Origin of the sequence: Aerococcus urinae, from assembly GCF_001543175.1 — a bacterium.
GTDB lineage: Bacteria > Bacillota > Bacilli > Lactobacillales > Aerococcaceae > Aerococcus > Aerococcus urinae.
In genome coordinates, this window is sequence record NZ_CP014161.1 from 648,598 (window position 1) to 660,605 (window position 12,008).

Annotated in this window: 13 protein-coding genes; 11 read left to right on the top strand and 2 right to left on the bottom strand. The window is 40.9% G+C overall.

Going from position 1 to position 12,008, the window contains the following annotated elements; all coding sequences use genetic code 11:
- Positions 1-2: 2 nt before the first annotated feature.
- Positions 3-206 (top strand): cold-shock protein, encoded by a 204-nt coding sequence (locus tag AWM73_RS02880; RefSeq protein WP_060778005.1) that lies wholly within the window; start codon positions 3-5, stop codon positions 204-206.
- Between the two features lie 275 nt (positions 207-481).
- Positions 482-1,825, top strand: a complete 1,344-nt coding sequence (nox, locus tag AWM73_RS02885; RefSeq protein ID WP_060778006.1) for a H2O-forming NADH oxidase — start codon at positions 482-484, stop codon at positions 1,823-1,825.
- Between the two features lie 84 nt (positions 1,826-1,909).
- Here nox and AWM73_RS02890 read toward each other — a convergent pair whose 3' ends face one another.
- Positions 1,910-2,155, bottom strand: coding sequence for a GlsB/YeaQ/YmgE family stress response membrane protein (locus tag AWM73_RS02890; RefSeq protein WP_013669621.1), 246 nt, complete (start codon positions 2,153-2,155; stop codon positions 1,910-1,912).
- Positions 2,156-2,318: 163 nt separating this feature from the next.
- On the opposite strand from AWM73_RS02890, the gene AWM73_RS02895 reads away from it, so the two are divergent.
- The 7 genes from AWM73_RS02895 to thiI all read left to right on the top strand — a co-directional run bounded on the left by AWM73_RS02895 (position 2,319) and on the right by thiI (position 9,279).
- Positions 2,319-2,870: an NUDIX hydrolase gene (locus tag AWM73_RS02895; protein ID WP_060778007.1), complete on the top strand. Its 552-nt coding sequence runs from the start codon at positions 2,319-2,321 to the stop codon at positions 2,868-2,870.
- Between the two features lie 5 nt (positions 2,871-2,875).
- The gene (locus tag AWM73_RS02900) at positions 2,876-3,271 is read left to right on the top strand and encodes a hypothetical protein (protein ID WP_060778008.1); all 396 of its coding nucleotides are present in this window, start codon (positions 2,876-2,878) and stop codon (positions 3,269-3,271) included.
- A 9-nt stretch (positions 3,272-3,280) separates the two neighbouring features.
- Positions 3,281-3,976, top strand: coding sequence for a 5'-methylthioadenosine/adenosylhomocysteine nucleosidase (locus tag AWM73_RS02905; RefSeq protein ID WP_060778009.1), 696 nt, complete (start codon positions 3,281-3,283; stop codon positions 3,974-3,976).
- Between the two features lie 251 nt (positions 3,977-4,227).
- Entirely contained in the window at positions 4,228-4,839 is a 612-nt protein-coding gene (gene rpsD, locus AWM73_RS02910) for a 30S ribosomal protein S4 (RefSeq protein WP_060778010.1), read from the top strand.
- Positions 4,840-5,024: 185 nt separating this feature from the next.
- Positions 5,025-6,746 (top strand): septation ring formation regulator EzrA, encoded by a 1,722-nt coding sequence (locus tag AWM73_RS02915; protein WP_060778011.1) that lies wholly within the window; start codon positions 5,025-5,027, stop codon positions 6,744-6,746.
- Between the two features lie 155 nt (positions 6,747-6,901).
- On the top strand, positions 6,902-8,047 hold the full coding sequence (locus AWM73_RS02920; RefSeq protein WP_060779052.1) for a cysteine desulfurase family protein: 1,146 nt from the start codon (positions 6,902-6,904) through the stop codon (positions 8,045-8,047).
- An 8-nt stretch (positions 8,048-8,055) separates the two neighbouring features.
- Complete coding sequence (gene thiI, locus AWM73_RS02925) at positions 8,056-9,279, top strand: tRNA uracil 4-sulfurtransferase ThiI (RefSeq protein ID WP_060778012.1); 1,224 nt, start codon at positions 8,056-8,058, stop codon at positions 9,277-9,279.
- Between the two features lie 85 nt (positions 9,280-9,364).
- Here thiI and AWM73_RS02930 read toward each other — a convergent pair whose 3' ends face one another.
- Positions 9,365-9,538, bottom strand: coding sequence for a hypothetical protein (locus AWM73_RS02930; protein WP_060778013.1), 174 nt, complete (start codon positions 9,536-9,538; stop codon positions 9,365-9,367).
- A gap of 230 nt (positions 9,539-9,768) precedes the next feature.
- On the opposite strand from AWM73_RS02930, the gene gndA reads away from it, so the two are divergent.
- Together gndA and AWM73_RS02940 are read left to right on the top strand one after the other, a co-directional pair.
- Positions 9,769-11,202, top strand: a complete 1,434-nt coding sequence (gndA, locus tag AWM73_RS02935; RefSeq protein WP_060778014.1) for an NADP-dependent phosphogluconate dehydrogenase — start codon at positions 9,769-9,771, stop codon at positions 11,200-11,202.
- 26 nt (positions 11,203-11,228) lie between these two features.
- A complete protein-coding gene (locus AWM73_RS02940; RefSeq protein ID WP_013668854.1) occupies positions 11,229-11,936 on the top strand; it encodes a response regulator transcription factor in 708 nt (235 codons plus the stop codon).
- Positions 11,937-12,008 lie beyond the last annotated feature (72 nt).

Sequence of the window (12,008 nt, forward strand, 5' to 3'; positions counted from 1 at the left end):
TTATGTACCAAGGAATTTTAAAGTCATACGATGAAAAACGCGGCTATGGATTTATCCAAGTCCTTCATCCTTATTTTGAAAAAGAGGTCTTTATCCACCGGACGGCCTTAGAAGCGGCCAATTATGAAAAAATGCTAGTAAATGATCTTTTAGCTTTTGAAATTGCCTGGGGGCAAAGAGGCCCTCAAGCCGTCAACGTTCAATAAATTGATAAGCTATCCCAATCGGATTTTTGTCCGCTTTGGGATAGCTTTTTTGCTTGCCTAATTCATGAAGCAGGAGTAAATAAAAACAAAAAAGGGAAGTAAAAAGGTAAACCACTAATAAAATATACAATAATTGTATCTACTTCGTGAATATAAATACAAATTGTGTCTTTTTACCTTGATTTCACGTCATTTTACCAAAATAAATAGCGCTTACATGACTTCGTGATATAATAAACATGTAGAAAATAGTACAAAATTTAGGAGGTAGCGAAATGAAATTTGTAATTGTTGGTACAAACCATGCTGGGATTGCAGCAGCAAACACGATCTTAGATAATTATGGCGAAGGCAATGAATTAGTCATGCTTGACCGGAATTCCAACTTGAGTTACTTGGGTTGTGGGACAGCTTTATGGGTAGGTCGTCAAATTGATGGCTATGAAGGACTTTTCTATACTAAACCAGAAGATTTTGAAGCTAAAGGTGCTAAAATTTCTTTGGAAACCAATGTCGAAAAGGTTGATTTTGACAAGAAAGTCGTGTATGCCAAAACAAAAGATGGGCAAGCAATTGAAGAAGCTTATGACAAGTTAATTCTTGCGGAAGGCTCTGCACCAATTGCTCCTAACTTACCAGGTAAAGACTTAGACGGGATCCACTTCTTAAAACTCTTCCAAGAAGGACAAGCGGTTGACCAAGAACTCAGCAAGGAAGGTGTCGATACTATAGCCGTAATTGGTGCCGGTTATATTGGGGTAGAAATTGCTGAAGCAGCAAGGCGTCGTGGGAAGAATGTATTATTATTCGATGCTGAAGATACTTGTTTGGCTTCCTACTATGACAAAGAGTTCTCCCAATTAATGGATGAAAACCTGAAAGAAAATGGGATTGAGACCCATTACGGTGAATTCGCCCAAGAATATTTAGGTGAAAATGGACGGGTCACTGGACTAAAAACCGATAAAGGCCAATATGAAGTGGATGCTGTGATTAACTGTATCGGCTTTAGACCCAATTCAAACCTTGGTGAAGATCACTTGGAACGTTTTGGCAATGGCGCTTATTTAGTTAACCGCGGTTTCCAAACCTCTGATCCTGATGTTTATGCTGTAGGCGACTGTGCAACCAACTATTCCAATGCTTTGCAAGATACCACCTATATCGCTTTAGCAAGTAATGCGGTGCGTGCTGGTATCGTTGGTGCTCACAATGCTGCAGGGACTGCCATTGATGGCGCTGGTGTCCAAGGCTCAAACGGGATTGAAATCTTTGACTTGAAATTAGTTTCCACCGGTTTAAGCGTTAAGGCTGCCAAAAAGGCCGATATTCCAGTGAAATATGTTGACTATGAAGACTTACAATTACCAGGCTTTATGCCAGAAGAAAAGAATGAAAAAGTAAAAATTCGGATTGTTTATACTGAAGAAGGAAACCGGATCGTCGGTGCTCAATTAGCTTCTCATTACGATATGCACCAATTAATCCACATGTTCTCCTTAGCAATCCAAGAAGAATTAACCATGGATAAATTACAACTCCTGGACATTTTCTTCTTGCCTCACTATAACCAACCTTATAACTATGTCACTATGGCGGCTTTAAGCGCTGATAAATAGCAACCATTAAGAAAATTGAGAAAAGCCCTGACTCGCTGATTTTTCAAAATCAAGTGAGTCAGGGCCTTTTTGATTGATAATTTATTAGCCTAGCTTCTTAGCGAGCCAGTAATAGATGAGCAAAATAATAATGGCACCTAGTAGGGTAGGAATAATGTAAAAACCGCCGATTTCTGGACCGAAGCCAGACATTAATTTTCCGCCTAGCCAGGAACCGAGAATACCTGCAATAACATTTCCAATCACTCCACCGGGAACGTCTCTACCAATGATGGCACCAGCGATTGCACCAAGTACACCACCAACAATGAGGGACCAAATCCAACCCATAGTGATTACCTCCTTTATTTTTGTCTGTTTATATTCTAGTTGAAAAAGACGCTTTTAACAAATAATATGTAAGTTCTGCTTAAGAAATTGAGAGCTTTACCTATTCCTATAGATTTTTGTTACAATAAAACAGAATTTAATTTCATAGAAAAGGGGTAGCCTCATGGAATTCGGTGAAAAAACACTCAATAAAAAAACCATTTACCAAGGCAGTTTGATTGAAGTTGAAAAGCACGTGGTGGAATTACAGAACAAGGAAAAAGCTAATCGCGAGATCATCCACCATGCTCCGGCTGTAGCAATTTTAGCGATTAATGATGGCAAATTATTACTGGTCAAGCAATACCGTAAGGCCATTGAAAAGGCAATTTTAGAAATTCCTGCCGGCTTAGTCGATCCTGGAGAAGACCTCTTAACTGCTGCCAAGCGTGAACTCGAAGAGGAAACCGCCTTTCAAGCTGAAAATTGGCAGGCCCTGGATAAATTTTATGTCTCACCTGGCTATTTAGATGAATATTTACAAGTCTACCAGGCTTCAACTTTAGCTAAAGTCGCTCATCCTAAGGCTCAAGACGCCGATGAGCATATTGAAGTGTTTCAATTAAGCTTTGAAGAAGCGCAAGCGGCTATTGAAAATGGCGATATTTGTGATATGAAGACGATTTATGCCGTCAAGCAGTGGGAAATTGATAGATTACGAGGTGAAAAGAAGTAGGTCTTATGAAGCAAAAGGATCCTTTAATTACCCGACGTTCTTATCGGAAAGCTCGGGAAAAGAACAACCACAAGAATATCTGGCGGCGCCTCTTCAAACAAGAGGACGACTCTGATGACCAAGAAGAAATAGATAATGAAACTAGCCCAGTTGCCCCAGAGAAGCCCGCTGAATCAGAAGCTGATGAGAGCCAAGCTAGCTCATCCGCCAGTCAAGAGGCTGACGCAGACCTGGAAGCGGCTAAAGCAGCTAGCCAGTCTGGGAAACTTGAGGAAGCGGACCCAGATGATAAGAAAGGCAGACTTCACCAAAGGCCTCCAATTGACCGCTTCCTTAATTGGGGAATTGTTATTTTAATTGTAGCTATCATTATCGTGACAGCTATTGCATTTTTTGTATAGGAGAGAAGAATGAAAATTGCTATTATCGCGGCTTTGAGCCGGGAAGTGAATTATTATATTGAAACCATTGATCATTTAGAGGAAAAGACAATCGCTGATATGACCTATTGGCTAGGTAGCTACCAAGGCAAGGACTTAGTGATCGCCCAATCCGGAGTCGGCAAGGTCAATGCTGCCTTAGCTACGACTGTCGTTGCTCTGGAAGACCCGGATGTGATTATTAATACCGGTTCAGCTGGAGCGATTGATCCTAGTTTAAAGATTGGGGATATTGTCTTGGCGGAATATGCCATCTACAATGATGTCGATGCGACTGCGTTTGATAATGTTTTAGGCCAAGTGGATGGGATGCCGGTTAACTACCCAACCGACCCTCAATGGCGTTCAGCTTTTTATCAGTATTATTCTGAACATGCTAGCCAAGCTAATATTAAAGTTGGTCCGATTGTTTCTGGGGATTCCTTTATTGCTAGCCAAGACAAGGTTAGATGGATTCAAAAGCACTTCCCAGGGGCCCTGTGTACCGAGATGGAAGGCACGGCGATAGGGCAAGTAGCTTATCGTTTTAAGATTCCTTTTGTCATTATCCGGGCCATCTCAGATACCGCTAACCATGATGCTAATATAACTTTTGAAGAGTTTATTGAAAAAGTGGGTCGTCAAAGCGCCCAAGCTACGCTGGACTTTATTGCAAAACTTCAATAAGTCTGCTTAGGAAGAAGTATCAGAAAAATATCGGTAAATAAATTGACAGCAAGCTAGATATTTAGTACACTAGTGGTTGTGTAAAATAATGCAGCAGAGTTGAAGCAAGCTCGTCAATAGTTCGCCCACGAATGGTGTAGTGAGTACCTGCGGCTGCATAGGGGAAAGCCTTGGATGAACTACACGAATGCGATCAATTCCATAATTATTTTACTCCAAACTAATTATTTAAAAAATGGAGGAAACAATTTATGTCACGTTATACAGGACCAAGCTGGAAGAAATCACGTCGTTATGGGATTTCCTTATCCGGAACTGGTAAAGAATTAGCCCGTCGCCCTTACGCTCCTGGTCAACATGGACCTAACCAACGTCGTAAGAGCTTATCTGAATACGGTCTTCAATTACAAGAAAAACAAAAATTACGTTTTATCTATGGTTTAACTGAAAAACAATTCCATAACCTATACAACCGTGCTGAAAAGGTTAAAGAAGGTACTGTAGGTACTAACTTCATGACCCTTTTAGAACAACGTTTAGACAACATGGTTTACCGTTTAGGTTTAGCTTCTACCCGTCGTCAAGCACGTCAATTAGTTTCCCACGGACATATCACTGTTGATGGTAACCGTGTTGACATTCCTTCTTACATTGTTGAAGTTGGACAAGTTATCGGCGTTCGTGAAAAATCTAAGGACTTACAAGTGATTAAAGACTCTGTTGAAGGTTTATACGGTCACGTTCCTTATGTTGAATTTGATGCTGATAAACTTGAAGGCTCATTATCACGCTTACCAGAACGCGATGAAATGAACCAAGAAATTGACGAATCACTTGTTGTTGAATACTACAACCAAGTTTAATCCGCTTTTAAAAAAGTCTGTTACAGTTTTTGTAACAGACTTTTATTGTTTACCGGCAGTAAGCCTTTCTTGGTCAATACTTTGCTCATTGCCCTGAGGCTAGTGTGGACTAAGTCCCAACTTTAGCGTATAATGTTTATTATTAGGTACAAAAGCGTCTTTTTAGCAATAGAGGGGGGAAGACAGTGGGATTTATAATTGCTCTAATCATCATCATTGTGATTATTTTGATTGGCTATGGCCTACTCTACTACTTAGGTCGCAAGCAAAGCAAAACCAACCTAGAACTTGATGAGAAGAAACAGGAGATCATGGCCATTCCTGTTGCAGATAAACTCTACACTATCCGGAATAAAAATGTGAGTGGTAATACACGCCGACTATTTGAGGCTGAACAAGCTAAGTGGCAAACCATTAAACAGTATAAGTTGCCTGAAATTGAAGCGGCACTGGTGCAGGCCCAGGCAGATGCTGATAAATTTTCGCTGATTAAGTCTCGAAAAACGGCCGAAGAAACTGAAAAGTTGATTTATGATACTTTGCAAGATGTTCAAAATATTAATCAATCCTTAGAAGAACTCTTAGCTAGTGAGTCAAAAAATGAAGCTTATTTTCAAGAGGTCAATGACCGCTATGCTAAAATAAGAAAACAACTCCTTGCCCATGGTTATGCCTACGGGGATTCACAAGAAACTTTGGAAAAGCATCTTTCTTATATTGAATTGGACTTTACCAAATACAATACCTTAATGAGTGATGCCGACTACTTAGCAGCTCATGATGTTTTAGACCAAACCAAGGAAGGTATTGAAGCCTTAGAAGCGATGATGGAAGAAATTCCTAAGCTATTGGATAAGATTGATAATGAATACGAAGAACAACTTGAAGACTTGAAATCAGGCTATTCGCAAATGCTAGATATGGACTTCCAATTCCCTTCTGGTGTGCGAGTTGACGAAGAAATTCAACAGGTAGAAAAGGGTATCGAGCAATGCTATGCCGCCTTAGCTGAATGCGATTTAAGTGAAACCTCTTCCTTAATGAGTGCAACGGAAACTCAAATTGACCGCAGCTATGAATTAATGGAAGTTGAATTACGAGCTAAGGAATATATTGAGAAAAATCAAGGTAACCTTGAGCAAAGAATTAACCAAGTCCGCCAAAGTAATCGCTATGGGTCACTAGAAATTGACCGGGTGTCACAAAACTATCTGCTCCATGATAATGAACTGGGCAAGTTACAGGACTACGCCGATCAAATTGATCGCATCCATGAAGAGGTGGATACCGTTAACCAACGCCTGGGAGCCCACGTCATTGCCTATACCGATATGCAGAGCGTTTATAAAGAAAAATATGAACAGCTTAATGAAATTGATAAGGCCCAATCCCATATTGTGGGGTCTTTAGCCAATCTCCGGCAAAAAGAACGCGATGCCCGTGACATGTTATACAGCTTTGACTTAGATATGCGTAACATGAAACGCCGGGTTAACCAATACCACTTACCTGGTCTCCCTGATCCTTATCTAGATCGGTATTTTGCTACTGAAGATAAAGTAGGCGAATTGGAACGTAAAATGAACCGGGTTAAATTGGATATGGATGAAATTGACCAACTCGTCAACGAAGTTTCTGAGGCGATTGAGCGCCTGGATTTAGAAACAGAAAATATGATTGACCAAGCCTTATTGACCGAACAAACCGTTCAATATGCTAACCGCTACCGGGCCAACCATCCTGAACTGAATCAAGCCATCGAAAAATCTTCTTATTACTTTAATCAAACTTTCGATTATAAAAAGGCCCATCAAACTATTAGTCAAGCGGTTGACCAATTAGAGTCAGGAGCTTCCAATAAAGTTGAGAACCAATATCGTCAAGAGAAAGAAGAGCGTTTGTTTTAAATATTAATAGGGACTCATTGACCAGTCTCTAAACAAGAAAAGTGCTTCAATCAATTGGATAGCTATTGATTTGATGCACTTTTGCTTTTTATCCATTGATTGAATGACTAGCAGTCACTATTTTGACCGTGTATAAAGGAGTAATCATGTCAGAAATCATTTATTTTGATAATAGTGCAACAACTAAAATTGATCCTGCCGCTTTAAAGTCCCTGGTGATGACTATGGAGAATTATTACGGCAACCCTTCCAGCTTGCATGACCTAGGTAACCAAGCCAAAGCCCTGCTTACTAAAGCCCGTCAACAAATCGCAGAACTCTGTGGCTGTCAGGCTGAGGAAATCTTTTTTACCAGTGGAGGAACCGAATCCAATAATTGGGCTCTCAAAGGGACTGCCTATGAAAAGGCTGGCCGGGGCAAACATATTATTACTTCTAGTGTTGAACACCCCTCAGTTAGCCATACTTTAAAAGAGCTAGAACAAGAAGGCTTTGAAGTGACTTACTTACCCGTTGATAAGGAAGGACGGGTAAATTCCAAGGATCTTCAGGCCGCCTTACGACCAGATACGATTCTGGTTTCCATCATGGCCGTAAATAATGAAATTGGGACCATCCAACCGATCAAGGAAATTGCTGAAATTTTAACCGATTTTCCCACTATCCACTTCCATGTCGATGGCGTCCAAAGTTTGGGACGCTTTGAAAATCCTCTCATCCATTCTCGTGTCGACCTTTACTCCTTCTCATCCCATAAATTTAATGGGCCTCGGGGAGTGGGGATTCTCTACAAAAAGAAAAATCGGACTTTGAAGAATTTAGTAGAAGGTGGCGGCCAAGAAGCAAATCTACGAAGTGGAACCGAAAACTTACCCGGAATTGTGGCAACAGCCAAGGCCTTCCGGTTAAGTTTAGAACGGGCCCAAGAAGAAAATCAGCGCCAAGAAGCCATCCAGACTTTAATCAGAGATTACCTCAAACAATATCCTGATACCATTCGGATTTTTTCTCCTGAATCAGGCGCCTCTCCCCATGTGCTCTGCTTTGCCTTAAAGGCGGTACGTGGAGAAGTGATGGTTCACGCTTTGGAAGAAAAGGGCATTTATGTGTCCACCACCAGCGCCTGTTCCAGCCGGCAAACCGGTCATTCTTCATCGACCTTACTAGCCATGGGCGTTGATGGCTCTTGGGCTCATTCGGCCATTCGTCTAAGTTTTGGCTTTGAAAATACTGTAGAAGAAGCTCAACGCTTTGTTGACACTTTTGAAGAATTACGTCAAAAATTTACTGTGATCCAATAGGAGGTCTTATGGAAACTAAAATCATGATTCGCTATGGCGAATTATCAGTTAAAGGAAAAAATAAACGCCGTTTTATAAATCGTTTAGCTGAAAATATCCGCCAAATTTTTTCCGACTATCCACAGGTTAAGGTGAGTGAACAGTTCGATTTCATGTTTATTGAGCTTAATGGGGTCGATAAGGGAATCGTCATTGATCGCTTACAATATATTTTTGGTATCCAAAGTTACAGTCCCGTCTACGAAATTGACCGCGACTTTGACCTGTTGAAAGAAGTGGCCAAGCAAGTGGTGGAAGAAAAATTAAATGAAAGGGAAATTCATAGCTTCAAGGTCGCTACTTCGCGCTCCGACCACAATTATCATATGGACACCAATGCTATTAACCGGGAATTAGGAGCTTATCTGATGGAAGAATTTCCTGATTTAGAAGTTAAAATGAAAAAGCCCGACCTGACTGTCCGGGTCAAGGTGCGCTTCAAGGACTTTGTGGTGTCTGCAGACTGGATTAAAGGGATCGGCGGTTTACCGGTGGGCACCAGTTCCCGTGGGATACTCATGTTATCTGGGGGAATCGATTCTCCAGTGGCGGGTTACTTAGCCATGAAACGTGGGGTTAGACCCATTGCCATCCACTTTGCCTCACCACCCTATACCAGTCCTCAAGCCCTAGAAAAGGCGAAAAAATTAGCAGGTAAGTTGACTAAATTCGGTTCGTGGATTGATTTTATTGAAGTGCCTTTTACTGAAATTCAAGAAGCGATTAAGGAGCATATCCCTAGTGAGTATTTAATGACCATTACCCGGCGGATGATGCTAAGGGTGGCTGACCGGATACGTGACCAATATCATGCCTTATCCATTATTAATGGAGAGTCCCTTGGGCAAGTGGCTTCTCAGACCGCTGAATCCATGTATGCTATCAATGCCGTGACCACAACACCGATTATTCGTCCTGTTGTTACCATGGATAAACTAGAAATTATTGATATTGCTCAAGCAATTGATACCTTTGATTTGTCGATTCAACCTTTTGAGGACTGCTGTACTGTCTTTGCACCGGCTTCACCAAGTACTAAGCCAAAAGTAGACCGCTGTGAATATTATGAATCTCGTCTTGATATTGACAGCCTAGTGGATAATTGCCTAGCTAAGCTTAACTTTGAGCGAATTGACCATCATTCCTTAGAGGAAACGAGTGCCCAGGAAGAAGCCATGGATGATCTGCTTTAAAAATATAAGCGAGTCGATCAAGGTCGTAAAAAAGAACAATATAAAAAGCTTGCCTCTCTCAATTGGCAAGCTTTTTACCTCTTATTTAGAAAAAATAACCGTAAACGGCAACTCCCAGACTGATAACGACACCTGAAACCAGGGCGAGTAGCATGGCCCAAGTGAATAATTTGCCCCATCTTTTCTTACGTCTTTTTTTTCGTTCTGATTTTTCATAGGCTTTTTCGCGTTGCTCTTTCCAGTTAGTTGAGTTTGACATATTCGTATAACGCTCCTTACAATAATCTCTTTGCTATTATAGCATAAAGGCTTATGACATTTAACGTGGACTTAGAAAGATTTCCTTAAGCCTTCACTTAAGCAAAGGATGAAAACAAGTGCCTGGCTACGCCTTTATTTTTGCTAAAGACTTTGATAATATTATCATTGAAATGAGAAGCCTAATGACGCAATCTCATCGAATGTTATTAGAATGTAGGAGGAACTACTATGACTCAAGCACAAATTGGTGTAATCGGAATGGCGGTAATGGGGAAAAACTTAGCCCTAAATATTGAAAGCCGCGGCTATACGGTCGCTATTTATAATCGGACTACCTCACGGATGGAAGCCGTTTATGAAGAAAACAAGGACAAGAACTTAGTCCCTACCCGTACGTTAGAAGAATTTGTTGAACATCTTGAACGTCCCCGTCGTATTTTACTTATGGTAAAGGCTGGGGCGGCTACTGATCATTTTATTGACCAAATTTTACCTCTTTTAGAAGAAGGGGATATCCTCATTGACGGAGGAAACACCTATTTCAAGGATACTATGCGACGTTCAGAAAAATTAGCTCAATCCGGGATCCACTTTATCGGTATGGGAGTTTCTGGTGGTGAGGAGGGTGCCCTGAAGGGGCCTGCTTTAATGCCAGGTGGTCAAAAAGAAGCCTATCTAGAAATGAAAGATATTCTTGAAGCCATGGCGGCTAAGGCACCAAGTGATGGTAAACCCTGCGTGACCTATATTGGTGAAAATGGAGCCGGTCACTTTGTCAAAATGGTCCACAACGGTATCGAATATGGGGACATGGAATTAATTAGTGAATCCTATGATTTATTGCGTCATTATTTAGGCTTAAGCGTGGAAGAGTGCGCTCAATACTTCAAGCAATGGAACCAAGGCGAATTAGACAGCTATTTGATTGAAATTACCGCTGATATTTTGACCAAGAAGGACCCCCAAACCAAAGCACCCATGATTGACGTTATCCTTGATGCTGCGGGTAATAAGGGAACCGGAAAATGGACTTCTCAAGAGGCCTTAGATTTAGGTGTGCCGCTACCAACCATTACGGACTCAGTTTACGCGCGTTATATTTCTGCTTTAAAGGATGAACGTGTTCGTGCTAGCCAAGTCTTAGAAGGTCCAAGCCAAGTGAAAGGCGTTGAGGATAAAGAAAACTTTATTGAAAAAATTCGTCAAGCTCTCTATTTCTCTAAACTCATGAGCTACGCCCAAGGTTTTGTGGAATACCGTGAAGCAAGCAAGACTTACAACTGGAACTTAGATTATAAGGCCATTGCAAGTATTTTTAGAGGGGGATGTATTATTCGAGCACAATTCCTTGAAACAATTATGGCTGCTTATGAGAATAATCCAGAATTAGAAAATATTCTTTTAGATGATTACTTTAAAGAAATAGCCGCTAAATACCAACAAGCTACTCGTGATGTGGTGAGTGCAGCAGTTCAAGCGGGTATTCCGGTATCTGGATTTACTAGTGCGATATCATATTATGACAGCTATCGTTCCGCTACACTACCTGCTAATATGATTCAAGCACAAAGAGATTATTTTGGGGCCCATACCTATCAAAGAGTGGACCAAGAAGGAACTTATCATTTCTTATGGGATGAAGAAAAGGAAGTTAAGCAGTAATCCGCATTAAGGAGTTGTGTTAGGGTTTGGAAGCAAAAAAGCAAATTCTTTTAATCGATGCTGAAGAAGAATGGGTGCATTACCTCGGTGATGAGTTAAATAGTGAAAATTATTTTGCTACAATCGCTCATGATGGTCCAATGGGTTTAGAACTAGCTCATCAACACCAATGGGATTTGATTTTACTTGATTTAGATTTGCCTTTGTTAAATGGCTTAGAGGTCATGCGCCGCTTGCGGCAAGAGATGACGGTCCCAATTCTAGTGATGACCCAGCGCTCATCGGTCATTGACCAAGTGTCCGCCTTGGACCAAGGAGCTGATGGTTATTTAATTAAGCCGCTTCCAATTGAAGTTTTTTTAGCACACATACGCTCAATTTTAAGGCGTATGACCATTGAAGCCAATGAAAACCACATTAGACAGACCCGCTTGGTCTTTCGCGATTTACTAGTGGAAAAAGAAAATCATCTTGCTTATCGTGGCGAAGAGGTCTTAGACTTGACAAAACGTGAGTATGACCTATTAGTAATTTTTATGGAGAATATCAATAAGGTGTTGAGCCGGGAAAAATTACTTAAAGATGTCTGGGGTTTTCAAAGTGTGGTTGAAACCAATGTCGTGGACGTTTATATTCGTTACTTACGTAATAAAATAGATCCCAATAGGAATCAAAAGTATATCCAAACCATCCGCGGTGCTGGTTATGTCATGCGCGATGAGGATAACTCTTAGCATAATAAAGACATCAAAACACCCCCTAACTGTTCGCTTAATGCGCTAGCAGCTAGGGGGTGTTTTAGTTTG

Excerpts from the sequence above, each read along its gene's own strand:
- AWM73_RS02905 (WP_060778009.1), top strand. The coding sequence starts at position 3,281 with ATGAAAATTGCTATTATCGCGGCTTTGAGCCGGGAAGTGAATTATTAT.
- AWM73_RS02930 (WP_060778013.1), bottom strand. The coding sequence starts at position 9,538 with ATGTCAAACTCAACTAACTGGAAAGAGCAACGCGAAAAAGCCTATGAA.
- nox (WP_060778006.1), top strand. The coding sequence starts at position 482 with ATGAAATTTGTAATTGTTGGTACAAACCATGCTGGGATTGCAGCAGCA.
- rpsD (WP_060778010.1), top strand. The coding sequence starts at position 4,228 with ATGTCACGTTATACAGGACCAAGCTGGAAGAAATCACGTCGTTATGGG.
- gndA (WP_060778014.1), top strand. The coding sequence starts at position 9,769 with ATGACTCAAGCACAAATTGGTGTAATCGGAATGGCGGTAATGGGGAAA.
- AWM73_RS02895 (WP_060778007.1), top strand. The coding sequence starts at position 2,319 with ATGGAATTCGGTGAAAAAACACTCAATAAAAAAACCATTTACCAAGGC.
- AWM73_RS02890 (WP_013669621.1), bottom strand. The coding sequence starts at position 2,155 with ATGGGTTGGATTTGGTCCCTCATTGTTGGTGGTGTACTTGGTGCAATC.
- thiI (WP_060778012.1), top strand. The coding sequence starts at position 8,056 with ATGGAAACTAAAATCATGATTCGCTATGGCGAATTATCAGTTAAAGGA.
- AWM73_RS02880 (WP_060778005.1), top strand. The coding sequence starts at position 3 with ATGTACCAAGGAATTTTAAAGTCATACGATGAAAAACGCGGCTATGGA.
- AWM73_RS02900 (WP_060778008.1), top strand. The coding sequence starts at position 2,876 with ATGAAGCAAAAGGATCCTTTAATTACCCGACGTTCTTATCGGAAAGCT.